This window comes from Avibacterium sp. 20-132, assembly GCF_023611925.1.
GTDB lineage: Bacteria > Pseudomonadota > Gammaproteobacteria > Enterobacterales > Pasteurellaceae > Avibacterium.
Genome location: NZ_CP091456.1, coordinates 1,250,898 through 1,274,058, shown reverse-complemented (window position 1 = coordinate 1,274,058; position 23,161 = coordinate 1,250,898). Strand labels below are relative to the sequence as shown.

The following is a 23,161-nucleotide window of genomic DNA, read 5'->3' as shown; positions in this document are numbered from 1 at the left end:
TCTTTTTGATAAGGGAGAATAATTATGTCTGAACAATTTGTTGCGGCAGATCATCCACACCGCCGCTATAATCCATTGATTGACCGTTGGGTACTGGTTTCTCCCCACCGCGCAAAACGTCCGTGGCAAGGTCAGCAAGAGAAAAATGAAGAAGCGCAAAAACCAAGCTATGATCCTAACTGTTATCTTTGTCCGCGCAATAAGCGTATTACGGGTGAGCAAAATCCTGATTATCACAAACCTTTTGTCTTTAAAAATGATTTTTCTGCCTTGTTAGAACAAACACCTAAGCCCGCACCTAGTGATGATCCATTGTTTCAAACAGCCGCGGCAGAAGGGGAAAGTCGTGTCATTTGTTTTTCACCTGATCACAGCAAAACCTTACCCTTACTGAGCGTAGAAGAAATTGCTGATGTAATTGATGTATGGCAAGCTCAACTCAATGAGCTAGGTCAGCGTTACCCTTGGGTACAAATTTTTGAAAACAAAGGGGCGGCAATGGGCTGTTCAAATCCACACCCACACGGGCAAATTTGGGCGAATAGTTTTCTTCCCAATGAAGTGGCGCAGGAAGATCTGGCTCAACAGCGTTATTTTGAAAAATACGGTTCAGTGCTATTGGTGGATTATGTACAACGAGAATTGGCACTGAAAGAACGTATTGTGGTGGAAACCCAACATTGGGTTGCCCTTGTGCCTTATTGGGCGGTATGGCCATTTGAAACCTTATTACTCCCTAAACAACATCGTAAAAATTTTGCACAACTCTGCCCTGAGCAACAGCAAGATTTGGCACTTGCCTTGAAATTGCTGACCACCAAATATGATAACCTGTTTGAAACCTCTTTCCCCTATTCAATGGGTTTTCATTTTGCGCCATTTAATGGCAAAGAAAATGAACATTGGCAACTACACGCCCATTTTTATCCCCCATTATTACGTTCTGCTACGGTGCGAAAATTTATGGTGGGCTATGAAATGCTCGGAGAAAGCCAACGTGATCTCACCGCAGAACAAGCCGCAGAAAGATTACGGGCTTTAAGCGATATTCATTATAAATTACGCTAAATCAAAAGAAGGAGACAGTCAATGACCCCACAACAACGTGCAGAACACTTATTTTCTGAAAAATTTCACCGCACTTTTGATCTCCGTGTTTATGCTCCCGGGCGCGTTAATATTATTGGTGAGCATACGGATTACAATGACGGTTTTGTGATGCCTTGTGCCATTAATTATGGCACGGCAGTATGTGGCGCAAAGCGTGATGATAGTTTATTTCGGGTTTATGCCGCTGATCTCGATGCGTTTGATGAATTTGATCTCGCCAAGCCCATTGAAACAAATCCTGCACATAAGTGGACGGGCTATGTGCGTGGGGTGGTGAAATTTATTCAAGCACAATGTCCTCATTTCCAGCAAGGGGCTGATTTGGTGATTAGTGGTAATGTGCCACTTTCTGCTGGGCTAAGTTCTTCCGCTTCATTGGAAGTAGCTATTGGCAAATTTTGCCAACAGCTTGCCCAGCTTCCGCTTAGCGATACTCAATTGGCGTTGATCGGTCAGCAAGCAGAAAACCAATTCGTTGGGGCAAATTGTGGCAATATGGATCAACTGATTTCCGCCCTTGGGCGAAAAGATCATTTACTGATGATCGATTGTCGCAGCCTTGAAACCCAACCCACACCTGTACCAAATGATGTAGCTGTGATGATTGTTAATTCTCACGTTAAACACGATTTAGTCGCTGGTGAATACAATACTCGTCGCACACAATGTGAAAAAGCCGCCACGTTTTTTGGCGTAAAAGCCTTGCGAGATGTGTCAGTGGAACAGTTCAATAAAATGGAAGAAAAACTTACCGCACTTGATCCTATCGTCGCTAAGCGAGCCAAGCACGTTATTACTGAAAATGCCCGTGTGCTTGCTGCTGTTGAGGCTTTAAAACAAGGCGATCTCAGTAAACTGGGGCAATTAATGGCACAATCCCACGAGTCAATGCGTGATGATTTTGAAATTACCGTGCCACAAATTGATTACTTAGTCGAACTCGCTCAACTTGCCGTTGGCAACACAGGCGGGGCGAGAATGACAGGGGGCGGTTTTGGTGGCTGTATTGTGGTGGTTGCGCCACAAGAAAAAGTCGCCGCGGTACGCCAACTTATTAGCGAAAATTATGAAAAACAAACAGGGCTAAAAGAAGATTTCTATGTTTGCACCGCCTCACAAGGGGTTTCAGTATGTTAAGACAATCGCACACCGGGCTTGCGCCAGATGGCAAGCCCTTTAAGCTATTTACGCTAACCAATCAACAAGGAATGTGCATTCAATTAATGGATTGGGGGGCGACGTGGCTTTCTTGTAAAATCCCCGTGAATAATCAATTACAAGAAGTACTGCTAGGTTGCCATATACAGGATTATCTCACACAGCAAGCCTATTTAGGGGGCACGGTGGGGCGTTATGCTAATCGCATCGCCAATAGTCGCTTTCGCTTAAATGGTAAAACGATTTATCTCGATGCTAATCAAGGCAAACATCAACTTCACGGCGGTAAAGGGTTTGACAAAGGTCGCTGGCAAGTGGAAAAGTGCGGTGATAATTTTGTTCAATTTTCTCTTTTTTCTGCTGATGGCGATCAGGGCTTTGTCGGTAATTTACAGGTGAAGGTGACTTATCGTTTAACTGAAAAAAATCAAGTACGTATTGAATTTGAGGGCATTTGTGATCAAGATACACCACTTAATTTAACCAACCACGCGTATTTTAATTTAGATGATGCCAGCGCTGGCGCAGATGTACGCCAACATTGGTTGCAACTTAATAGTGAGCAATTCTTACCGGTTGATCAACAAGGTATTCCGAATGCCCCTCTCAAAGCGGTGCAAGGTACAAGTTTTGATTTTCGCCAAGCAAAAATGATTGCTCAAGATTTTTTACAGCAAGAACAACAACTTACTAAAGGCTACGATCACGCCTTTTTACTCAATGGCATACAGCCTTGTGCCATATTGCATTCTAGTAATCGCCAAATTTCCCTTAGCGTTTCCACCTCGCAGCCAGCGTTACAAATCTACACAGGAAATTATCTGGCTGGCACGCCAAATCGTTTAGGGGGAACTTACCAAGATTATCAAGGTATCGCCCTTGAGCCAGAATGTTTGCCTGATACCCCTAATCATCCAGAGTGGCAAAAATACGGTGGGATAAGCAAGAAAAATCAGCCTTATCGGCAGTGGATTGAGTATCAATTTAAGATTAAAAACTAAGTAGAGGGAGATTAACCGTTCCTGAAATACTATATTCGTAAACCTTAGATCCAGTTGGGCAAAACGATTAAAGGGACTAATAGATAAATACCCTCAACCCGCTTTGTTTAGTATGGGAATGCCTGAGAATTGGCATCAAGATAGCTTTTGGGAAAATGCCTTAGAATAAAAAACGTGATAACACTACCGCTCTTTTCTAAGTGCGGTAGTTTTTTCCAAAATATCTCTACAACACCACCATATCATCACGATGTACCGCGACAGCGCCGTATTCATAGCCCAAAATGTGTGGAATCTCTTGTGATTTTTTGCCTTTAATTAAATTTAACGCATCGCTGTTGTAGCGAGGAATTCCAAGGGCGATAACGTTGCCGTTAGACTGTTGGATTTTCACCACTTCGCCACGAGAAAAACGCCCTTCGATTTGTGCAATGCCTGCTGGAAGTAAGGATTTATGCTGAATTAGCACCGCACTTGTTGCACCTTCATCAATGATAATCGTGCCTGCTGATGGCGCGGCAAAAAGCCATTGTTTACGGCTTTCAAGGCGATCTGTTTGCACGGTAAATTTGGTGCCGATATTTTCGCCGTAAGCCAGATCCACAATTACATTTGGGCGATTACCCGGTGCGATAATGGTTTCCACGCCTGAACGGGTGGCAACATCTGCGGCGATCACTTTTGTGGACATTCCGCCTGTACCAAGATTTGTGCCACTTCCGCCTGCGATTTGGCGAATCGCATCGGTGATTTTTTCCACCACTGAAAGCAATTTCGCTTGCGGATTGTTTCTTGGATCGCTATCAAATAAGCCTTGCTGATCGGTGAGCAAATAAAGTTGTTCGGCTTGTGCCAAAATCGCCACAAGCGCCGATAAATTATCGTTATCACCAACTTTAATCTCGGCAGTGGCTACTGCATCATTTTCATTAATCACGGGAATAATGCCGTTATCTAACAAGGCGTTAAGGGTGTCTCGTGCATTGAGAAAACGCTCGCGATCTTCAATATCGGCACGACTAAGCAAAATTTGCCCAATATGAATATCATAAATAGAAAAAAGCTGTTCCCACGTTTGAATAAGCTGGCTTTGCCCCACGGCGGCTAATAATTGTTTTGAGGCAATGGTAGGCGGAAGTTGCGGGTGGTTGAGATAATCTCGTCCTGCCGCCATTGCGCCAGAGGTAACAATGATAATGTGAAAGCCTGCTTGGTGTAGTTGGGTGATTTGTCGTACAATTTCCATCATATGTGGGCGATGAAGTTTGGTCGTGCCTTGTGTTAAGGTACTTGTGCCAAACTTCACGACAATGGTTTTCTTTTGTTCCATAAGGGAGTTTCCTGTTACTGTTGAATGCGCAAAACCCTATCATTAAATGCGAAAAATTTCATTAAATTTTCACCGCACTTTGTATGATTTAAAACAATTTTTATTACTCAAAACAGGGTATAATAGCATCATTTTTTAATCAACCCAGCGCAATTGAAATGTCAGAACAAAATCATATTGAACGCCAACGTGAAGTAACACGATTATGTATAAAAGTGGCATTAATGCTACTTCAACACGGTGCAGAAAGTGCGGTTGTGGTACAAATGTCGCATAGATTAGGGCGAGCTTTAGGAATGGATAGTGTTGAATGTGCCTTAACGCCGAATGCGGTGATTATTACCACGCTATATCATAATCATTGCATTACCACTGCACGCAAGAATGTGGATCAAGGCATTAATATGCATATTGTTACGGAAGTGCAACGCGTAGTGATTACGGCGGAGCATCGTATTTATGATTTGCACCAAGTAAAAAAGCGCCTTGAGCAAATTAAACCGTTTAAATATAACCGCTCTCTTGTGGTGCTAATGATTGGGTTATCTTGCGCTTGTTTTGCCCATTTATCTGGGGGCGATAGTAGGATTGCGATGATAACATTTGTTGCTGCTGCAATTGCAATGTTTATTCGTCAATCCCTTGCTCATCGCCATTATAATCCGATCATTGTCTTTTCAATTACCGCCTTTATCGCCTCAATTATTTCAGGAATGGCGTTGAAATATCAATTAGGCAATGATCCGCAAATTGCCCTTGCTTCGAGCGTGCTTTTACTTGTGCCGGGTTTTCCATTGATTAATTCCCTCGCGGATATTCTCAAAGGCCACGTTGGAATGGGCTTAGGGCGTTGGACCATTGCCACCATTCTCACCTTTGGTGCTTGCTTAGGTATTGTCTTTGCCCTTGCACTGTTAAATATTCCCTATTGGGGAGAATTGAAATGACCTTGTTGCTGAATTTATTAGATGATATGTTTTTCGCCGCTATTCCTGCGGTGGGCTTTGCCTTAGTCTTTAATGTTCCCCCTAAGGCATTGAAATATTGTGCAATTTTAGGCGCATTAGGACACGGCTTGCGTACCTTATTGGTACATTTTGATGTGCCGTTAGTATTTGCGACCTTTGCTGGAGCCAGTTTAATTGGTTTTATTGGCGTGCATTTATCGCATCGCTATCTTGCCCATCCTAAAGTATTTACAGTTGCGGCAATTATCCCGATGATTCCCGGCGTTTATGCCTATAAAGCGATGATCGCGATTGTGCAAATTCACCATTATGGTTTTTCTGATGTGTTATTTGCACAAATGATTGATTATTTTATTAAAACGGGATTTATTCTAGGGGCATTAGTTTTTGGTTTGGCATTGCCGGGCTTATTGTTCTATCGACAAAAACCTGTAATATAATAGCCAAAGCAAGGTAATCAAAAGGAAAGCAAATGACCCTCAGTTTAATTGTGGCAATGACGAAAAATAATGTGATTGGTAAAAATAACCAAATGCCGTGGCACTTGCCTGCCGATTTGGCGTGGTTCCGCCAAAACACGCAAGGCAAACCCGTGATTATGGGGCGGAAAACCTTTGAAAGTATCGGTCGCCCATTGCCAAAACGCACCAATATTGTGCTTTCTCGCTCTCCTTTTGTGTACGATGGCGTCATTTGGAAAAGTGATTTTACAAGTGCGCTGGATTTTGTGAACGAGTTTCCTGAGATAATGCTGATTGGTGGTGGCGAGTTATTTAAACAATACCTTCCCCACGCAGATAAACTCTATCTTACTGAGATTCAAGCAGAAATTGATGGGGATACATTTTTCCCACAAATTAATTGGGCTGACTGGCAAATTGAATTTGAACAATATCATCCCGCCGATGAAAATAATCCCTATGATTGCCGATTTTTGATTTTACAACGGATTAACCATTCGCGTTCCTAATGAAAAAGGAAGGCTTACTTGCCTTCCTTCGTTTGTTTAATTGATTTTATACGAGTGCATTTTTTCCTATTTTCCGCTTTTTTCTGACATTTTGGGCAGAAAAAACTATTACGTTGTCCGATGACTAAACTTTCAATTTTTGTACCGCACTTTGGACAAGGCTTGTCTTTATTGCCATAAACTCGCAATGCTTGAGCAAAATACCCTGGGCGACCATCAGGTTGTAAAAAATCTTTTAAGGTTGTGCCACCTTGTTGAATCGCGCTGGCAAGCACTTGTTTAATGGTTTGAACCAACAATTCACATTGCGCTTTAGTCAAATTTTTGGCTAATTTTAGCGGATGTAATCCGCATAAAAATAAGGTTTCATTCGCATAAATGTTACCTACACCAACGACTACGGCATTGTCCATTAAGAAAGTTTTAAGTGCGGTCTGTTTTTTGCGAGATTTTTTAAACAGATATTCCCCGGTAAATTCTTCCGACAGGGGTTCAGGGCCAAGTTTCGCAAAAAGGTGGAAATCCGCCAAATTATCCGTATATAGCCACGCACCAAAACGGCGAGGATCGTTATAACGCAAAACTTTGCCATTATTCATCACAATATCTAAATGATCGTGTTTATCAATGGGGCTATCTTGTGGCACAACACGCAAAGAGCCTGACATTCCTAAATGCCCAATGATTGCCCCTTTTTCAGTATGAATGATTAAATATTTTGCGCGACGAGAAAGGTGGCTCACTTTTACTTGCTTAAACTCACTCAATTGCGGACTCACTTCCCAGCGTAATCTAGGGTTACGCACGACAATTTTTTCAATGGTAAACCCTGTCAAATAAGGTGAAATGCCATTTTTGGTCGTTTCAACTTCGGGTAATTCAGGCATTTTTCCTCCTTACGAATGCTATATTGTTTCTAATGGAAATCGCTATAATTCACTAGGTAGATAAATAGAGGCAATCAATAAAAATCCAAGAAACGCAGATAGAAAAAAACCCGAACAAGTCGGGTTTTTCTAATTCATCAAAATCAAATTATTTGATTTTTGCTTCTTTATAAATAACGTGTTTACGCACAACAGGATCAAATTTTTTGATCTCCATTTTTTCTGGCATATTACGTTTATTTTTGGTTGTTGTGTAGAAATGACCGGTTTCAGCTGTTGAAACTAAACGGATTTTTTCACGAGCACCTTTAGCTGCCATTTTTTAGCTCCTTAGATTTTCTCGCCACGAGCACGGATTTCAGCTAACACTGCATCAATGCCTTTTTTATCAATAATACGCATACCTTTTGCTGTTAAGCGTAAAGTTACGAAACGTTTTTCAGACTCAACCCAGAAACGGTGAGTGTGTAAGTTAGGAAGAAAACGACGACGTGTCGCATTCATTGCGTGTGAGCGGTTGTTACCAACTGCTGGACGCTTGCCTGTTACTTGACAGACTCTAGACATATTAATCTCCAATAAATCAAATATAAGCTCGAGCTTAGGGTTCGGATTACTGCAAACTAAGTTTGCAAGCTACCTCGTCAGGTCGCTGTAACCGACCCGCATACTATATTAAAGGTGGCAAATTATACTCACTTTATTCGCTATACTCAAGCCTAAATCACTTAATTAACGCAATAAATGACAAAAAAATCAGCAATTCTGTTACATTGCGCTGGCAAGACTTCAGCTATAACCAGCCTTTTTCACTAAAAGAAACATAACAACCTTTACCGATCACAAAATGATCCAATACCCGAATCTCCACTAATTCTGCCACTTTTTGGATCTTTTCAGTAATGCACCGATCAGAATGGCTCGGCTCTGCAATTCCAGAGGGATGATTATGGGCTAAAATAATCGCTGCCGCATTGCAAAATAATGCTGTTTTCACAATTTCTCTAGGATACACAACGGCACTATTAATTGTCCCTAAAAACATTTCTTCTTTTTTAATTAAACGATGTTGATTATCTAGAAAAAGCACCAAAAAAACCTCCCGCTCTTTATGCTCTAGCTCCGTTTGCAAATACATTCGCACCAGTTCAGGACGGGTAAATGCCTGTGCCATTTCCAATTCTTGTAACAAATAACGCTTTGTCATCTCTGTACTGGCTTGAAGCTGGATAAATTGCGTGATACCTAACCCTTTGACATTGCAAAAAGCGTGTTGATCCGCACTGATTAATTGCCTTAACGATCCAAAATGTTCAAGAACCAAGCGAGATAATTCCATCACTGAACAATTCTTGATCCCTGTACGTAGAAAAATTGCCAATAATTCGCTGTCATCAAGGGCTTCTGCACCAAATGCTAATAATTTTTCTCGTGGCATTAAGGCGGTCATTTTAATGATGTACTCTTTTCTCTTAAATCAATTTATACTTACTTTTAGCATAAACAACCGCATTGTGATAGGTTTCTCCATCACTTTTGCGATCCTGATCGAAAAATAGGATTTTGTATTAAGGAAAATTACAGTAAAATTAACCGCACTTTTAATTTAAGGATCGCTAATTAATGCAAGATCTTCAAGGAAAACGTATCGTTATCGGCATTACGGGAGGTATTGCCGCATATAAAAGTATTGAACTTATCCGCTTGTTACGCAAAAGCCAAGCAGAAGTACGCGTGGTACTTACCGCAGCGGCGGCTGAATTTGTTACCCCACTTACATTACAAGCAATTTCAGGCAATGCAGTGGCTCAATCACTATTAGATCCTCAAGCTGAGTTAGCGATGGGGCATATTGAACTGGCAAAATGGGCAGACCTTATTGTTATCGCACCCGCTAGTGCAGATTTTATGGCGCGCTTAAATGCAGGAATGGCAAATGATTTACTCACCACCATTTGCCTTGCAACCGCAGCGCCAATTTTGCTTGCGCCTGCAATGAATCAGCAAATGTTCCGCCAACCCATCACACAACAAAATTTGACCAATTTAAAAGCCCGTGGTATTGCCACTGTCGGGCCAAATAGCGGTGAGCAAGCTTGTGGTGATGTGGGCTTCGGGCGAATGTCAGAACCGGCCGAAATTTACACCGCACTTTGTGAGATGCTTCTCCCTAAACAAGATCTCAGCCACTTAAAGGTTGCCATTACCGCAGGCCCAACGCGTGAAGCCATTGATCCCGTGCGTTATATTAGCAATCACAGCTCAGGAAAAATGGGCTTTGCTATTGCCGAAGCCTTTGCCAAACGAGGCGCAAAAGTAAAATTAATTGTAGGGCCTGTCAATTTGTCCACGCCTGCGCAAGTAGAACGAATTGATGTCATTTCTGCTCAAGAAATGGCGGATGTTACCCTTTCACTTGCACCACAAGTGGATATTTTCATTGGCTGTGCAGCCGTAGCAGATTACCGCGTAGCCCAGATCGCCGATCAAAAAATAAAGAAAACGGCTGGAAATGATATGCTCACCTTAGAATTGGTGAAAAACCCTGATATTATTGCCGCTGTGGCTGCACTCACTGAGAACCGTCCTTTTGTGGTAGGATTTGCCGCAGAAACGCAAAATGTTGCCCAATATGCACAGGATAAATTAGTGCGTAAAAATTTGGATCTGATCTGCGCCAATGATGTTTCTGATGGAAAAGGCTTTAATGGTGATGATAACCAACTTCAGCTTTTCTGGCGTGACGGCAACCAACAATTACCACACAGCAGTAAAAAAGAGTTGGCACGGCAACTCACTCAATATATTGTGGAACGATTTTACGCTCAGTTTGAACGAAAGGAATAAACAAAAAAATGAAAAAGATTGATGTAAAAGTTTTAGATAGCCGAATTGGCACGCAATTTCCCTTGCCAGCTTATGCCACAAGCGGTTCTGCCGGCTTAGATCTGCGTGCGTTGGTGGAAGAAAGTTTTGAAATCCAACCGGGTGAAACGAAGCTCATCCCAACAGGGCTGTCTATTTATATCGCCGATCCTAATCTTGCCGCCGTCATTTTACCTCGTTCAGGACTGGGGCATAAACACGGTATTGTACTGGGTAATTTAGTTGGTCTCATTGATTCTGATTATCAAGGCCCTTTAATGGTTTCAATGTGGAACCGTGGTGATCAACCTTTCAAGGTGGAAGTGGGGGATCGCATTGCACAACTTGTGTTCGTTCCTGTGGTGCAGGCAGAATTTAACGTTGTAAATGATTTTGAACAAACAGAACGTGGTGAAGGCGGATTTGGGCATTCGGGTAAGCAATAGAGGGAATATGGTAGAAGAACAATTAGAAATTGCGGGGATTGAGCCAGCGCCCATCACAGAAAAGCACACCACGACACAACGTACAGAAAAAATAACGAAAAGTGATAAACGTAGTGTTAAAGAACGCCGTTTACAAGTCCTCACCGTGCTGACCCATATGCTTCATTCCGAACGTGGAATGGAACGGATGACAACGGCTCGCCTTGCCCAAGAAGTCGGTGTTTCGGAGGCGGCACTCTATCGCTATTTCCCAAGTAAAACCAAAATGTTTGAAGCCTTGATTGATAATTTAGAAAGTAATTTATTTAGCCGTATCAACCATTCAATCAAAAATGAAACAAACACGATGAACCGTGTGCGAGATATTATGCAAATGATTTTAGATTTTGCACGTAAAAACCCCGGGCTTACTCGTGTTCTTACCGGACACGCCTTGATGTTTGAAGATCCGCTCCTACAAGCACGCGTTGCGCAATTTTTTGATCGTTTAGAATTTCAATTTGTGAATATTTTACAAATGCGAAAATTACGTGAAGGAAAAGGGTTTCATCTCGATGAACGGATTATTGCCTCTTATCTTGTTAATCTGTGTGAAGGACAATTTATGCGTTATGTTCGTTCTAACTTTCGCCATCATTCTAGTCAAAATTTTGAACAACAATGGAAACTTATCGCGGTACACTTTGCATAATAACAATTTTTAGGTAATATGATGATTATTCCTTGGCAAGATTTAGAAGAAGAAACACTCATTAATATTGCAGAAAGTTTCATTCTGCGTGAAGGGACAGATTACGGTGAACAGGAGCTTTCCCTCCAACAGAAAACGCAAAACTTGCTGACCAAAATACGTCAAGGAACGGCTGTAATTGTTTGGTCGGAATTACACGAATCCATTGATATTAAAGATAAAATGGAATTTCTTAAATCATAGATGATAAATGTAGGAGGACACCGTGCAAGAACAACATACTCCGCCAATGGATCCAACCTTAGAATGGTTTTTATCTCATTGCCATATCCATAAATATCCAACCAAAAGTTCAATTATTCACGCGGGTGAAAAAGCAGAAACGCTTTATTATCTCATCAAAGGCTCTGTGGCTATTTTAGTCAAAGATGAAGATGGTAAAGAGATGATCCTTACTTACCTAAATCAAGGCGATTTCTTTGGCGAAGCGGGATTATTTGAAGAAGGTCAAGAACGTTCAGCTTGGGTAAAAACAAAAATGACGTGTGAAGTGGCAGAAATTTCTTACAAGAAATTCCGCCAGCTCATCCAAGTAAATCCTGAAATTTTAATGTATTTATCTGGTCAGCTTGCTCGTCGTTTACAAAATACCTCAAGACAAGTTCGCAATCTTGCTTTCCTTGATGTGGCAGGGCGTATTGCACAAACCTTGCTAAACCTCGCTAAAATGCCAGATGCAATGACTCACCCAGAAGGAATGCAGATCAAAATTACTCGCCAAGAAATTGGTCAAATGGTCGGCTGTTCCCGTGAAACCGTTGGGCGAATTTTAAAAATGCTGGAAGACCAACATCTTATTTCAGCTCACGGCAAAACGATTGTGGTTTATCACTCCAGATAAAAATCTCCATCAAAGAAAAGAGCGGTGTAAAAATGCTGAATTTTCCACCGCTCTTACTCTTTCTATTGCTTTACTAATGCTTATTACCAAACGGCGGATTGGCAAACCACACCACGATAAAAAGCAACATAAACATTATCGCAGACAACCAGAAAATCTCATTTGCGCCAATAATAAATCCTTGCGCGGTGATGGTTCTTGCGAGAGACATTGAGGTTTGCGTTTCGCTCAAACCTAGCTCTGCCATTGTGTTGTAATAAGCTTGGGCGTTGAGATTATAAGGATTGATCGCTTCTGTAAATTGCGTGTGATGTATTGCCTCACGGTTATACCATAAGAAAGTGGTCAGCGAAGTACCAATTGAACCTGCAAGGGTTCGTAAAAAATTAAACAAGCTCGAGGCTGATGCCATTTTTTCTGCGGGTAAACCCGATAAGGTAATGGTGGTGAGTGGCATAAAAAAGCAAGCCACAGCAATTCCTTGGATAAGTTGTGGTAATGCTACATCAGCAAAGGTCATTGAAGGCTCAAAAGTAACGGCACGCCAATGGAAAGTTAAGGCATACACCATAAAACTGATCGTAACTAAAATTCGCATATCAATTTTATAGCCAAAACGTCCAATAATAGGCGAAAGTAGAATGGGGAATAATCCTACTGGGGCGGCGGCAAGCCCTGCCCAAGTGGCGGTATAGCCATAAACTTGTTGTAATAAAAGCGGAATTAGGACGACTGAACCAAGATAAATCAAAAATGCAAGGCTAGTACACAAGCAGCCCACACTAAAATTACGTGATTTAAATAAGGAAATATCCACAACAGGGTTATCCTCAGTCAATTCCCAAATAATTAAGGCAATTAATGCAATGGCAGAAATCACAGTAAGCACGACAATTTCAGTAGAATTAAACCAATCTTGCTCGCGCCCTTGGTCAAGCATTAATTGTAAACAACCCACGCCGATGACAAGCAAAATTAATCCCATCATATCAATAGGCTGCTGATAAGTTTTGGTTTCTCGCTTAGCTAAAATTTTCCAACTTAGAAAAATGACACACAATCCAATCGGCACGTTAATAAAGAAAATCCACCCCCAGTGCAGATTATCACTAATCCAACCACCTAAAATTGGACCAAAAATAGGTGCAACAACCACCGTCATTGACCAGAATGCTAATGCCATACTGCGTTTTTGCGGGGGATAGTTGTTCAGTAATAAACTTTGCGAAAGTGGGATAATTGGCCCTGCCGCAAGTCCTTGAAAAATACGGCATAAGATCAACATTTCTAAACTATGAGAAATACCACATAGCCAAGAAGCAAGCACAAATAAGCCAGTAGCAATTAAAAACAAGCGCACTTCGCCAAAACGTTTTGCTAGCCAGCCTGTAATGGGAATTGAAACGGCATTTGCAACCCCAAAGGAAGTAATGACCCAAGTACCTTGACTAAACGATGCCCCCAGATCGCCTGCAATCGTCGGGATTGCCACATTGGCAATGGTCGAATCTAACACTTGCATAAAGGTGGCAAGGGAAAGGGCAATCGTCATTACTGCCAGTGCGGCACCTTGAACAGGTTTTTGCATATTATTCACCTGCATTAGCTTGAATAATTTGTTCTGCTAATGTGTTTACAGGACTTAGGTCATAATCTAATGCCTGTGTTTGATACAATACTTCACTTGCACGCGGTTCGCGCAACACCTTACCGCGCGTATCCGCCACATTCACTTCCACGGTGGCAGAAAGCCCAAGCCGTAATGGATATTTTTTCATTTGGTCAGGATCTAAATCAATCCGCACTGGCACACGCTGTACCACTTTAATCCAGTTACCTGTGGCATTTTGAGCAGGAAGAAGCGAAAAAGCACTGCCTGTTCCCATTTCTATCCCACTCACGGTGCCATCAAATTTTACGTCATCGCCATATAAATCGAAGACTAATTCTACCGGCTGACCAATCCGCATTTTACGCAGTTGGGTTTCCTTAAAATTCGCATCAACCCACATTGTTTGATTGGATACCACTGCCATTAAAGGGCTACCTACTACCACTTTTTGTCCCACTTGCACATTACGACGTGCAACATAGCCATCAACAGGGCTAACAATTTTGCTACGTTGTAAATTCAACCACGCGAGGGTTAAGGCACTCACGGCATTCTTCACCGCTGGTTGCTCGCGTAACGGCAAATTCCCTAATAAGGCTTGATTCGCTGCTAATTGGTTCTGTGTAGCTTGTAGATCCGCTTGTGCAATATTCACCGCGTCTTTGGCGTGTTGTAAGGTTTCCTTATCAATAGATCCTGTTTTAGCTAACTGCTCACGGCGTTGTAAATCGCCTTTTGCTTTATTAAGTGCGGTGCTTTTTGCATCTAAAATGGATTGCAATTGCTTCACCGTAAAACCTAACTGCTCAATTTGACGCACACTACTGGCTAAATTATCTTGAGCTTGCTGAAAGTGCAATTTGAGATCCGTATCATCAAGCTCAAGAAGAACGTCACCCGTATGGACAAAATCCATATTATCTACGTTAATTTTGCTTACGTTGCCGTTCACTTGGGACGAAATCATCACTTGGTTACCTGACACATAAGCATCTTCTGTTTCCTCATAATTTCTTACAAAGAAAAACCAATAAACGCTGGTAATTATCGCGATGAGAAGTAGTATAGTAATAAAATAGCCCAGTGCTTTTTTACGTTTCGCATTTTTACTTAATACCGGTTTTTTATTTTCAGTTTGTTCTGTCATTGACTTCACCTATTAAAGATTTTCTAAACTGGTTAGCAGTTTAAGTAATAATTTTTTTAATTGTTGCTGCTCTTGTTCATCTAACACAGAAAAAAGTTGCTCCACTTGCTTCCATTGATTGGGCAAAAGTTGTTCTAAAAATTGTATTCCTTGCGGCGTAAGGGTTAATAAAAAGCCACGCCGATCCCCTTGCACTTCCGTGCGTGCTAACCACGCACGCTTTACTAATTCATCAGCAATACGTGTTGCATTGGTTTTTGAATAACCAAAAATTTCACTTAATTGACTGGGTTGTAAAGCATAGCTGGGCTGGCAATATAGCACAACTAATGCCATAAAAAGGGTATCATTGAGCTGATATTTTTTAAGCAACTGATTTCGTTTTTCCACATAACGGCTACTGTTATGCAAAAGTAAACGAGCCAAAAGAATTTGTTCTACTGGCATTGCAGGATTATTCTTCGCCGATTGGCGAATCAACATTTCTTGATCCGAAAAAGAGAGTGGCATAAAACAATTGATTAGTAGAAAATAAACTGCGTAATAGTAACGCACGTAACTATTTGTGTCAAAAAATACCGCACTTTCTTTTTCCTTAATGGATAAAGTGCGGTGCTTTTTCTTAATATTTTTCGAGCCTTATGGCAAACCTGATTTATGCCAATAGATAAGCAAAAATGAGATTGATCCCAAGTCCCCCCACCATTAACCAAATCCAAATTATTGCCCCCAATAATAAGGGTTTTGTTCCCGCTTGTTTCAGAGAGTTAATATGCGTGGTGAGTCCCAATGCCGCCATCACCATCATTAATAAAAAGCGGTCTAATTGAACCAGAAAATCTACGATAAATGGAGGTAATACATTGAAAGAATTAAAAATTGCTACGCCAATAAATAATAACGCAAAATAAGGAATCACAATTTTACCTTGTTGCTCCCCGCTTTCTTTGCGTAAAAAATAGGACAACGCAAGTAAAAGCGGTGCGAGCATCATTACACGCAACATTTTAGCAATCACCGCGGTATCTGCCACTTGAGGTGTAATATTTGCCCCAGCGGCGTACACTTGTGCGACTTCGTGTACCGTTGAGCCAATATAAATACCGAATAAATGATCTGGCAAGTAAGCTTGCAAGTAAGGGTAAAGTAGCGGATAAAGGAACATACTCACTGTGCCGAAAATCACAATTAATGCCACCGCAACAGACACTTTATAAGAAGGGGCTTTTAGGATTGGCTCGGTTGCCATAATGGCGGCAGCGCCACAAATACTGCAACCTGAAGCGGTAAGCTGTACAATTTGGCGATCAATCTTAAGCCATTTAATGCCGATCCAACAAGTCAGTAAGAAAGTTAAAATTAGCATCGTTAAATCAGAAAAAAACGCATTTAAGCCAACCTGACTAATGTCTTGCAAGGTTAAACGAAAACCAAATAATACAATACCGCAACGTAATAATATTCCTTTTGCAAAGGTTACTCCCAATTTCATTACGGATTCAATACGATGATAAAACGTATTTCCACCTAAAATCCCTAACAAAATGGCTAATGTCAGGGCGCTAATGTGCCACGACAGCGCTAAGGGGGTTTGCGCAAGCGAGCTTGCCAATAAGCTAATTAATATAGTTAAGAATAAACCCGGGAGCAGTGAGAGGTGTTTCATCATTGTATGGTTCTCCACATAACAAGGTGGTGATACAGTAACGCATTTTTATGATAAGTAAATAAGAAAAATGATAAAAATCCCACCGCACTTAAATTAGCCATTTTTGAATAACGCGGGTGATGCTATAATCTTGCACTATTTTTCAGCAGAGATCAGGAAAGAATATGATACGAATTGGACACGGGTTTGATGTACACGCCTTTGGTGGGGCTGGGCCGATTATTATTGGTGGTGTCGCAATACCTTATGAGAAAGGCTTGCTTGCACACAGCGATGGCGATGTGGCATTACACGCATTAACAGATGCATTGCTCGGTGCGGTGGCGTTAGGGGATATTGGGAAATTATTCCCAGATACCGATCCACAATATAAAGGGGCAGATAGCAAGGGATTGCTACAAGCAGCTTATCGTCAAGTGCAGGGCAAAGGCTATAAAATCGGCAATGTTGATATTACCATTATTGCTCAAGCACCGAAAATGCGTCCATATATTGATAATATGCGTGCGGCCATTGCACAGGTGTTAGATTGTGAAATAGAACAGGTGAACGTAAAAGCCACTACCAGTGAAAAACTTGGTTTTACCGGGCGTGGTGAAGGCATTGCTTGTGAAGCTGTCGCTTTGCTATTGAAGGCTTAATTTATGCAAGAACTCGCCTTTTTATACAACCCCCCCGAACAACCGGCTCACTTAAAAGCGGAATGTGCTGATTTTATCGTGAAAGAAGAATTGGGCTATGAAATGGCTGGTGAAGGGGAATTTGTTGCTCTTTATGTGCGTAAAACCGATGCAAATACCCTTTTCGTTGGTGAAAAATTAGCTGAATTTGCGGGAATTTCGCCACGCAATATGAGCTATGCTGGCTTAAAAGATCGCAAAGCTATTACGGAACAATGGTTCTGTCTGCATATGGCGGGGCAAGAAACGCCTGATTTTAGTCAATTTCATTTAGACGGCGTGGAAATTCTTAAAGTAACAAGGCATAACCGAAAAATTCGGACAGGCAGCTTGGATGGTAACCATTTTGAGATTTTATTGCGTGGCGCACAACAAACTGACGATTTAAACCTGCGGTTAGAAAATCTGAAGCAGTTAGGGTTTCCTAATTATTTTACCGAACAACGTTTTGGCCGTGATGGGCATAATCTCACACAAGCAATGCGTTGGGCAAAAGGTGAAATTAACGTGAAAGATCGCAAAAAACGAAGCTTTTACTTATCTGCCGCACGGAGTGAAATCTTTAATTTAGTGGTTTCAGATCGTGTTCAGCAACAACTTACACAAGCTATTTTATTCGGTGATATTGTGCAATTAAATGGCTCACACAGTTGGTTTACGGTGGATGAAACAGAGGATCTTGAGCAATTAAAAGTGCGGTTAAAAAATCAAGATATTTTACTAACCGCCCCATTAGTTGGAGAATATATTCAAGCAGCGAATGCGCGTGAAATGGAGATTGTTCAGCAACATCAAGAGATCTTAAACTTAATGCATAAAGAACGAATGAAGCCAAGTCGCCGTCCCTTATTGATATGCCCGCAATCCTTAGATTGGGCATTTTTGCCTGAAGGATTGAAATTAACCTTTTATTTACCAGCAGGTTGCTATGCTACGGCATTGATTCGTGAATTAATACAGATTATTGAATAAGGAATACAATGAATATTTTATTATCAAATGATGATGGCATTCACGCTGAGGGAATTAAAACCCTTGCTACCGAATTACGTAAAATTGCACAGGTTACCATTGTTGCGCCAGACCGCAATCGTAGTGCCGCTTCAAGCGCGCTAACCCTAGTAGAACCATTACGCCCAATGAAATTAGATAACGGTGATTACTGCATTAATGGCACACCCGCTGATTGTGTGCATTTAGCCTTGAACGGTTTTCTTTCAGGACAAATCGATCTTGTTGTATCGGGTATTAATGCAGGGGTGAATTTAGGTGATGATGTGCTTTATTCGGGGACGGTGGCGGCTGCTTTTGAAGGTCGCCATCTCGGTTTACCGGCTATTGCCGTTTCATTAGATGGTCGCCAACACTATGAAACAGCAGCGCGTATTGTCTGTGAACTTGTACCGAAATTGCACAATCAGTTAGTAAAAAGCCGTGAAATTCTGAATATTAACGTGCCTGATTTACCTTACGACAACATTAAAGGGATCAAAGTCTGCCATTTGGGCTATCGTGCAGCGGCAGCAGAAGTCATTAAACAACAAGATCCCCGTGGTGAAGCCATTTATTGGATTGGTCCTGCGGGTTTAGCAGAAAATGAACAAGAAGGCACAGATTTTCACGCAGTGAAAAATGGCTATGTGTCTATTACACCGATTCAAGCGGATATGACCGCTTATCATTCGCTCCAATCTTTACAAGATTGGTTAAAAAGTAAATAATATTCCGCTTTGCAAATTATTGAGGGTATGCCATTGAAAATATTTGGCGCGATGTACGATAAAGTGATGCAGTGGTCGGTTCATCGCTATGCGACGGCGTGGTTGATTTTTACCAGCTTTATCGAATCCATTTTTTTTCCTGTTCCCACTGATGTGATGCTTGTACCAATGGCAATGAATCGCCCCAAACAAGCCTTAAAGCTGGGAATTTATACCGCGATTGCCTCTGCACTCGGTGGCGTCGTGGGCTATGGATTGGGTTATTATGCTTTTGATTATATTCAAGAATATATTATTAAATGGGGCTATCAATCTCACTTAGACACAGCGATGTCTTGGTTTAAACAATGGGGAATTTTAGTGGTGTTTATTGCTGGATTTTCCCCTATTCCCTATAAAGTGTTCACTATTTGTGCGGGCGTAATGCAAATGGCATTTTTACCATTTTTAATTACATCAACGATTTCTCGTGCTGCACGTTTTATTTTAGTGGCGAAATTAGCCGCTTGGGGCGGTCAGAAATTTGCGCATAAATTACGTCAATCTATTGAATGGATTGGCTGGGTAGTAGTACTTCTTGATGTGATCATTTATTTCATATTCAAATAAAAGTGCGGTCAAAAATGAAAAAATTTTTAATCCTAATTACTTGCTTTTTTATGCTAGGGGCTTGTACATCAGAACCACAACAGCAAGATGAACATACCCTTTCACCGGGAATGATGCAACCTGTGCTTGGCACAGGGGCAACGGAAGATGCCCAATGGCAACCAATTATTGAAAAACAACCTATGCCTGAATCAATGAATTAATAGAGGAACTCCAATGAAAAAATCTTTTTTACTTCTGCCTATTACGATGGCGGTATTATCAGCTTGTTCATCCACTTCACCTGCACCGGTAGAAAATGCCGATGGTGTGTTGCCACCGGGAACGATGCAACCGGTAGATAGCAATACTGGTAGCACTTGGGAACCCCAAATTCAGCAACAGAGTATGCCGGCTACAATGACTGCACCTGTTGCGCCACAACCCACTTATCAAGCACCTCAAGTACAGGCACCACAAATACCACAACCAGTAAATCAAGCGGTGCAACAAAGCAAAAAAGCGGTGGCAAATACCACTGCGAAAGCAAAACAAGTTTCACAAAACTTTGAGATTCCGCGTAATCCAGAAACCAATGCCCCTGATTACAGTAAAATTGATAAAGGGTTCTATAAAGGGAACACTTACACCGTTCGCAAAGGCGATACAATGTTCTTGATTGCTTATATTTGTGGGCTTGATGTGAAAGAACTGGCGGCGATGAATAATATGTCTGAACCTTATACCTTAAGTGTTGGACAAACCTTGAAAGTCTCTAATGAAACCGCCCCTGTCGCGACCAATACTGCCCCAAGTACGGCTAAACCGGTGGAAAAACCTGCTCAACCTGCAGTTACTTACACGCCGGGGCCAAATGGTACACAATATGGTTCTGATGGTTCGATCATCGGGCCGATTAAATCTTCGGTCGGTACTCCTTCATCAACGCCAATCGTTTCTGCACCAGTTAAAACACAGCCTGTTGCTCAACCGGTTTCTTCTACCCCAATTGCTTCAAATGTGGCTTGGCAATGGCCAACCAATGGCAAAATTGTACAAGGTTTCTCTAGCGCTGATGGCGGAAATAAAGGCATTGATATTAGCGGTTCACGTGGACAGGCAGTTAATGCGGCAGCGGCTGGTCGCGTAGTATATGCAGGTAATGCGTTGCGCGGTTACGGTAACCTTATCATTATTAAGCACAATGATGATTATTTGAGTGCTTATGCACACAATGAAAGTCTTTTAGTGAAAGATCAGCAAGAAGTGAAAGCTGGACAGCAAATTGCGAAAATGGGAAATTCTGGCACAAATAGCGTGAAACTTCATTTTGAAATTCGCTATAAAGGCAAGTCTGTTGATCCTATTCGTTATTTACCGAGACGTTAATGATGAAAAAACTTGCTGCATTATGCTTTAGTACCACGCTGACCTTAGGCTGTACTGCCCATTCAGCAAGCCAACTTTTAGGCGGTGATGTTGATGAAAAAGGCTGTATCTCCTCTGCTGGTTATCGTTGGTCTGAATTAAAACAGCAATGTGTTCAACCTTTTGATATTGCCGATCTTCGCTTTACCGATCCTGAAGATTCGACCTTCGCTATCTATGTGATTTTGGCACAAGATCAAGGTAAAGCAGAGGTTTTTTCTGCGCATTCAACGCCTAATCTGATCCTTGATGCGGTAAAAGGTGGCTATGCAGCAAAAGATAAAAGTCTGAGCATTATAAAAACCACGCAAGGGTGGGAACTGAAAAAACGTCCTACTCGTTAAAAATAAAAAGTGCGGTGGAAAATTTTGTAAAATTTACACCGCACTTTTATTGCATTTAAGTTGAATAGAATAAAGGTGATGTTGAATATCAGTGGCTATTTACTCTTTTCAACAGCAATAGTTATTGACGACCTTTATAAATTGCCACAGCCTCAGGCATTAAACGAAGTAAATTGGCTTGGCGGTCTTTATCACTCGGGTGAGTGGAAGAAAGCGCCGCTAATACACCGCTATTTCCTGAAGAAGCTGTCTGCATTTTTTCCCATAATTTTGGTGCTGCCTCTGGGTTATAACCTGCTTTTGCCATTAAAAATAGTCCCACTTCATCCGCTTCCGTTTCTGCACTACGAGAATAAGGCTTATCTAATGCCCAATCTTTGGTAATACCGATAATTAACCCACTTCCTTCTGAACCAATTTGTGTGGAAAGTGCAATATGCGCAACCTGTGCGACCACATTCGTGAATGTTCCCATATTCACTTTCTTTTTACCGTGTTCTTTCAGTGCGTGTGCCATTTCGTGCCCCATTACGGTGGCAATTTCATCATCATTTAAGTGTAACTTATCCACAAGCCCTGTATAAAATGCCATTTTACCGCCCGGCATCGCCCACGCATTGAGTTCATTTGATTTAATCACGGTAATTTGCCAATTAAATGGCTGCCCCGTATTATTTTCACGATTAGCATAAGGGTACATTTTATTAAATACTTGATGAATGCGTTTTGATGTTGTTGAACTTGTATCAACAACCCCTTTTTGTTTTGCTTCATTCACCGTTTGTAGATAACTTGTCGCCGCTTGTTGATTAACACTTGCAGAATCGGCACAAGCATTAAGCATTAGGGTAAAAATGAAAAGTGCGGTGATTTTCTTCATTGTTTTTAACATATTCACTCCTTAGGTTAAACATAGAAAAATACCGCATTAAGTAACGCGGTATTTAAAAAGAACAGGTTAAGAATTATTTTTTTGCACGCTCAAAAGAGTCTAAAATTTCTTTACGTGCCGCCGCCGCATCTTCCCAACCATCAACTTTCACCCATTTCCCGGCTTCTAAGGCTTTGTAGCTTTCAAAGAAATGTTGAATCTGTGCTTTTAGTAATGCTGGTAAATCACCAACATCTTTAATGTGATCGTATTCTTTGCTTAATTTTGTATGTGGTACTGCAATAACTTTAGCATCTTGACCCGATTCATCGGTCATTTTTAATACGCCCACTGGACGACAACGAATCACTGAACCCGGTTGTAAGGGATAAGGGGTTGGTACTAATACATCAACAGGATCGCCATCTAACGATAAGGTGTGGTTAATATAGCCATAGTTTGCTGGGTAGAACATTGCTGTCGCCATAAAACGATCAACAAATAAGGTACCCGTTTCTTTATCCACTTCATATTTGATTGGATCTGAGTTTGCTGGAATCTCAATCACAACATAAATATCATCAGGAAGTTCTTTTCCTGCTGGAACACTTTCTAAGCCCATTTGCTCTTTCCTTCTAGTTAATGAATGGTAATAAAACGCTTGAATTATAGCTTGATTTTTTTGCTTTTGCCAAGCTAAATGGGCAATTTTGGCATTGTGTTTTTATTTTGCACTATTATAATAGTTCACTAATACCAATATAAAACTTATAG

At 41.4% G+C, this 23,161-nt stretch carries 29 protein-coding genes; 18 read left to right on the top strand and 11 right to left on the bottom strand.

All coding sequences use genetic code 11. From position 1 onward, the window contains the following. Positions 1-24 precede the first annotated feature (24 nt). Genes galT through galM form a run of 3 tightly spaced genes read left to right on the top strand, consistent with a single transcriptional unit; the run spans position 25 to position 3,269 of the window. Positions 25-1,068: a galactose-1-phosphate uridylyltransferase gene (gene galT, locus L4F93_RS06100; RefSeq protein ID WP_250351577.1), complete on the top strand. Its 1,044-nt coding sequence runs from the start codon at positions 25-27 to the stop codon at positions 1,066-1,068. Between the two features lie 21 nt (positions 1,069-1,089). Then, positions 1,090-2,247: a galactokinase gene (galK, locus tag L4F93_RS06095; protein ID WP_250351576.1), complete on the top strand. Its 1,158-nt coding sequence runs from the start codon at positions 1,090-1,092 to the stop codon at positions 2,245-2,247. Continuing rightward, positions 2,241-3,269: a galactose-1-epimerase gene (galM, locus tag L4F93_RS06090; RefSeq protein ID WP_250351575.1), complete on the top strand. Its 1,029-nt coding sequence runs from the start codon at positions 2,241-2,243 to the stop codon at positions 3,267-3,269. The genes galK and galM overlap by 7 nt, the downstream gene beginning before the upstream one ends. A gap of 226 nt (positions 3,270-3,495) precedes the next feature. On the opposite strand, the gene proB is transcribed toward galM, so the two are convergent. Beyond that, complete coding sequence (gene proB, locus L4F93_RS06085; protein ID WP_250351574.1) at positions 3,496-4,599, bottom strand: glutamate 5-kinase; 1,104 nt, start codon at positions 4,597-4,599, stop codon at positions 3,496-3,498. Between the two features lie 158 nt (positions 4,600-4,757). Here proB and L4F93_RS06080 point away from each other — a divergent pair, with 158 nt between their 5' ends. From L4F93_RS06080 to folA, 3 genes are read left to right on the top strand one after another with little or no spacing between them, the layout of a single operon-like run. Then, positions 4,758-5,546, top strand: coding sequence for a threonine/serine ThrE exporter family protein (locus L4F93_RS06080; RefSeq protein WP_250351573.1), 789 nt, complete (start codon positions 4,758-4,760; stop codon positions 5,544-5,546). Beyond that, positions 5,543-6,007: a threonine/serine exporter family protein gene (locus L4F93_RS06075; RefSeq protein WP_250351572.1), complete on the top strand. Its 465-nt coding sequence runs from the start codon at positions 5,543-5,545 to the stop codon at positions 6,005-6,007. The genes L4F93_RS06080 and L4F93_RS06075 overlap by 4 nt, the downstream gene beginning before the upstream one ends. A gap of 32 nt (positions 6,008-6,039) precedes the next feature. Continuing rightward, positions 6,040-6,537 carry a type 3 dihydrofolate reductase gene (gene folA, locus L4F93_RS06070; protein WP_250351571.1) on the top strand — a complete coding sequence of 166 codons (498 nt, stop codon included), beginning with the start codon at positions 6,040-6,042 and terminating at the stop codon, positions 6,535-6,537. 14 nt (positions 6,538-6,551) lie between these two features. Here the strand turns inward: folA and mutM are convergent, their stop codons facing one another. The 4 genes from mutM to radC all read right to left on the bottom strand — a co-directional run bounded on the left by mutM (position 6,552) and on the right by radC (position 8,874). Continuing rightward, entirely contained in the window at positions 6,552-7,424 is an 873-nt protein-coding gene (gene mutM / locus L4F93_RS06065) for a bifunctional DNA-formamidopyrimidine glycosylase/DNA-(apurinic or apyrimidinic site) lyase (protein WP_326938202.1), read from the bottom strand. 148 nt (positions 7,425-7,572) lie between these two features. Then, positions 7,573-7,743, bottom strand: coding sequence for a 50S ribosomal protein L33 (gene rpmG / locus L4F93_RS06060; protein WP_005542835.1), 171 nt, complete (start codon positions 7,741-7,743; stop codon positions 7,573-7,575). 11 nt (positions 7,744-7,754) lie between these two features. Then, positions 7,755-7,991, bottom strand: a complete 237-nt coding sequence (gene rpmB, locus L4F93_RS06055) for a 50S ribosomal protein L28 (protein ID WP_011608297.1) — start codon at positions 7,989-7,991, stop codon at positions 7,755-7,757. Positions 7,992-8,217: 226 nt separating this feature from the next. Further along, the gene (radC, locus tag L4F93_RS06050) at positions 8,218-8,874 is read right to left on the bottom strand and encodes a RadC family protein (RefSeq protein WP_250351570.1); all 657 of its coding nucleotides are present in this window, start codon (positions 8,872-8,874) and stop codon (positions 8,218-8,220) included. Between the two features lie 173 nt (positions 8,875-9,047). On the opposite strand from radC, the gene coaBC reads away from it, so the two are divergent. The 5 genes from coaBC to crp all read left to right on the top strand — a co-directional run bounded on the left by coaBC (position 9,048) and on the right by crp (position 12,327). Then, positions 9,048-10,271: a bifunctional phosphopantothenoylcysteine decarboxylase/phosphopantothenate--cysteine ligase CoaBC gene (gene coaBC / locus L4F93_RS06045; protein WP_250351569.1), complete on the top strand. Its 1,224-nt coding sequence runs from the start codon at positions 9,048-9,050 to the stop codon at positions 10,269-10,271. Between the two features lie 8 nt (positions 10,272-10,279). Then, positions 10,280-10,735 (top strand): dUTP diphosphatase, encoded by a 456-nt coding sequence (gene dut, locus L4F93_RS06040; RefSeq protein WP_250351568.1) that lies wholly within the window; start codon positions 10,280-10,282, stop codon positions 10,733-10,735. Between the two features lie 91 nt (positions 10,736-10,826). After that, positions 10,827-11,426, top strand: coding sequence for a nucleoid occlusion factor SlmA (gene slmA / locus L4F93_RS06035; RefSeq protein ID WP_250351643.1), 600 nt, complete (start codon positions 10,827-10,829; stop codon positions 11,424-11,426). Positions 11,427-11,447: 21 nt separating this feature from the next. Then, positions 11,448-11,669 carry a YheU family protein gene (locus L4F93_RS06030; protein WP_250351642.1) on the top strand — a complete coding sequence of 74 codons (222 nt, stop codon included), beginning with the start codon at positions 11,448-11,450 and terminating at the stop codon, positions 11,667-11,669. A 46-nt stretch (positions 11,670-11,715) separates the two neighbouring features. Continuing rightward, a complete protein-coding gene (gene crp, locus L4F93_RS06025; RefSeq protein WP_250351641.1) occupies positions 11,716-12,327 on the top strand; it encodes a cAMP-activated global transcriptional regulator CRP in 612 nt (203 codons plus the stop codon). A 73-nt stretch (positions 12,328-12,400) separates the two neighbouring features. Here the strand turns inward: crp and L4F93_RS06020 are convergent, their stop codons facing one another. From L4F93_RS06020 to L4F93_RS06005, 4 genes are all read right to left on the bottom strand, one after another. Further along, complete coding sequence (locus L4F93_RS06020) at positions 12,401-13,915, bottom strand: DHA2 family efflux MFS transporter permease subunit (RefSeq protein WP_250351567.1); 1,515 nt, start codon at positions 13,913-13,915, stop codon at positions 12,401-12,403. Position 13,916: 1 nt separating this feature from the next. Then, complete coding sequence (locus L4F93_RS06015; protein ID WP_250351566.1) at positions 13,917-15,086, bottom strand: EmrA/EmrK family multidrug efflux transporter periplasmic adaptor subunit; 1,170 nt, start codon at positions 15,084-15,086, stop codon at positions 13,917-13,919. Between the two features lie 12 nt (positions 15,087-15,098). Continuing rightward, on the bottom strand, positions 15,099-15,569 hold the full coding sequence (mprA, locus tag L4F93_RS06010; RefSeq protein ID WP_250351565.1) for a transcriptional repressor MprA: 471 nt from the start codon (positions 15,567-15,569) through the stop codon (positions 15,099-15,101). Between the two features lie 172 nt (positions 15,570-15,741). Beyond that, positions 15,742-16,752, bottom strand: a complete 1,011-nt coding sequence (locus tag L4F93_RS06005; protein WP_250351640.1) for a YeiH family protein — start codon at positions 16,750-16,752, stop codon at positions 15,742-15,744. Positions 16,753-16,919: 167 nt separating this feature from the next. Between L4F93_RS06005 and ispF the strand changes: the two genes are divergently transcribed. Genes ispF through L4F93_RS05970 form a run of 7 tightly spaced genes read left to right on the top strand, consistent with a single transcriptional unit; the run spans position 16,920 to position 21,516 of the window. Beyond that, complete coding sequence (ispF, locus tag L4F93_RS06000; RefSeq protein WP_250351564.1) at positions 16,920-17,396, top strand: 2-C-methyl-D-erythritol 2,4-cyclodiphosphate synthase; 477 nt, start codon at positions 16,920-16,922, stop codon at positions 17,394-17,396. Between the two features lie 3 nt (positions 17,397-17,399). Continuing rightward, entirely contained in the window at positions 17,400-18,407 is a 1,008-nt protein-coding gene (truD, locus tag L4F93_RS05995; RefSeq protein ID WP_250351563.1) for a tRNA pseudouridine(13) synthase TruD, read from the top strand. Between the two features lie 8 nt (positions 18,408-18,415). Then, complete coding sequence (surE, locus tag L4F93_RS05990; protein ID WP_250351562.1) at positions 18,416-19,156, top strand: 5'/3'-nucleotidase SurE; 741 nt, start codon at positions 18,416-18,418, stop codon at positions 19,154-19,156. Between the two features lie 33 nt (positions 19,157-19,189). Next, entirely contained in the window at positions 19,190-19,765 is a 576-nt protein-coding gene (locus tag L4F93_RS05985) for a YqaA family protein (RefSeq protein WP_250351561.1), read from the top strand. A gap of 14 nt (positions 19,766-19,779) precedes the next feature. After that, positions 19,780-19,968: a hypothetical protein gene (locus L4F93_RS05980; protein ID WP_250351560.1), complete on the top strand. Its 189-nt coding sequence runs from the start codon at positions 19,780-19,782 to the stop codon at positions 19,966-19,968. 13 nt (positions 19,969-19,981) lie between these two features. Further along, positions 19,982-21,133 carry a murein hydrolase activator NlpD gene (gene nlpD / locus L4F93_RS05975; protein WP_250351559.1) on the top strand — a complete coding sequence of 384 codons (1,152 nt, stop codon included), beginning with the start codon at positions 19,982-19,984 and terminating at the stop codon, positions 21,131-21,133. Further along, the gene (locus L4F93_RS05970) at positions 21,133-21,516 is read left to right on the top strand and encodes a hypothetical protein (RefSeq protein WP_250351558.1); all 384 of its coding nucleotides are present in this window, start codon (positions 21,133-21,135) and stop codon (positions 21,514-21,516) included. The genes nlpD and L4F93_RS05970 overlap by 1 nt, the downstream gene beginning before the upstream one ends. 121 nt (positions 21,517-21,637) lie before the next feature. Here L4F93_RS05970 and L4F93_RS05965 read toward each other — a convergent pair whose 3' ends face one another. Beyond that, positions 21,638-22,408: a M48 family metallopeptidase gene (locus tag L4F93_RS05965; RefSeq protein WP_250351557.1), complete on the bottom strand. Its 771-nt coding sequence runs from the start codon at positions 22,406-22,408 to the stop codon at positions 21,638-21,640. A gap of 73 nt (positions 22,409-22,481) precedes the next feature. Next, entirely contained in the window at positions 22,482-23,009 is a 528-nt protein-coding gene (gene ppa, locus L4F93_RS05960) for an inorganic diphosphatase (RefSeq protein WP_250351556.1), read from the bottom strand. Between the last annotated feature and the right edge of the window lie 152 nt (positions 23,010-23,161).

Coding starts and splice junctions, on each gene's coding strand:
- dut (WP_250351568.1), top strand. CDS start 10,280: ATGAAAAAGATTGATGTAAAAGTTTTAGATAGCCGAATTGGCACGCAA.
- L4F93_RS06015 (WP_250351566.1), bottom strand. CDS start 15,086: ATGACAGAACAAACTGAAAATAAAAAACCGGTATTAAGTAAAAATGCG.
- rpmG (WP_005542835.1), bottom strand. CDS start 7,743: ATGGCAGCTAAAGGTGCTCGTGAAAAAATCCGTTTAGTTTCAACAGCT.
- L4F93_RS06005 (WP_250351640.1), bottom strand. CDS start 16,752: ATGAAACACCTCTCACTGCTCCCGGGTTTATTCTTAACTATATTAATT.
- L4F93_RS06020 (WP_250351567.1), bottom strand. CDS start 13,915: ATGCAAAAACCTGTTCAAGGTGCCGCACTGGCAGTAATGACGATTGCC.
- galM (WP_250351575.1), top strand. CDS start 2,241: ATGTTAAGACAATCGCACACCGGGCTTGCGCCAGATGGCAAGCCCTTT.
- L4F93_RS06075 (WP_250351572.1), top strand. CDS start 5,543: ATGACCTTGTTGCTGAATTTATTAGATGATATGTTTTTCGCCGCTATT.
- truD (WP_250351563.1), top strand. CDS start 17,400: ATGCAAGAACTCGCCTTTTTATACAACCCCCCCGAACAACCGGCTCAC.
- galK (WP_250351576.1), top strand. CDS start 1,090: ATGACCCCACAACAACGTGCAGAACACTTATTTTCTGAAAAATTTCAC.
- coaBC (WP_250351569.1), top strand. CDS start 9,048: ATGCAAGATCTTCAAGGAAAACGTATCGTTATCGGCATTACGGGAGGT.
- galT (WP_250351577.1), top strand. CDS start 25: ATGTCTGAACAATTTGTTGCGGCAGATCATCCACACCGCCGCTATAAT.
- surE (WP_250351562.1), top strand. CDS start 18,416: ATGAATATTTTATTATCAAATGATGATGGCATTCACGCTGAGGGAATT.
- L4F93_RS06030 (WP_250351642.1), top strand. CDS start 11,448: ATGATTATTCCTTGGCAAGATTTAGAAGAAGAAACACTCATTAATATT.
- L4F93_RS05970 (WP_250351558.1), top strand. CDS start 21,133: ATGATGAAAAAACTTGCTGCATTATGCTTTAGTACCACGCTGACCTTA.
- folA (WP_250351571.1), top strand. CDS start 6,040: ATGACCCTCAGTTTAATTGTGGCAATGACGAAAAATAATGTGATTGGT.
- L4F93_RS05980 (WP_250351560.1), top strand. CDS start 19,780: ATGAAAAAATTTTTAATCCTAATTACTTGCTTTTTTATGCTAGGGGCT.
- mutM (WP_326938202.1), bottom strand. CDS start 7,424: ATGCCTGAATTACCCGAAGTTGAAACGACCAAAAATGGCATTTCACCT.
- radC (WP_250351570.1), bottom strand. CDS start 8,874: ATGACCGCCTTAATGCCACGAGAAAAATTATTAGCATTTGGTGCAGAA.
- rpmB (WP_011608297.1), bottom strand. CDS start 7,991: ATGTCTAGAGTCTGTCAAGTAACAGGCAAGCGTCCAGCAGTTGGTAAC.
- proB (WP_250351574.1), bottom strand. CDS start 4,599: ATGGAACAAAAGAAAACCATTGTCGTGAAGTTTGGCACAAGTACCTTA.
- L4F93_RS06080 (WP_250351573.1), top strand. CDS start 4,758: ATGTCAGAACAAAATCATATTGAACGCCAACGTGAAGTAACACGATTA.
- ppa (WP_250351556.1), bottom strand. CDS start 23,009: ATGGGCTTAGAAAGTGTTCCAGCAGGAAAAGAACTTCCTGATGATATT.
- crp (WP_250351641.1), top strand. CDS start 11,716: ATGGATCCAACCTTAGAATGGTTTTTATCTCATTGCCATATCCATAAA.
- mprA (WP_250351565.1), bottom strand. CDS start 15,569: ATGTTGATTCGCCAATCGGCGAAGAATAATCCTGCAATGCCAGTAGAA.
- nlpD (WP_250351559.1), top strand. CDS start 19,982: ATGAAAAAATCTTTTTTACTTCTGCCTATTACGATGGCGGTATTATCA.
- ispF (WP_250351564.1), top strand. CDS start 16,920: ATGATACGAATTGGACACGGGTTTGATGTACACGCCTTTGGTGGGGCT.
- L4F93_RS05965 (WP_250351557.1), bottom strand. CDS start 22,408: ATGTTAAAAACAATGAAGAAAATCACCGCACTTTTCATTTTTACCCTA.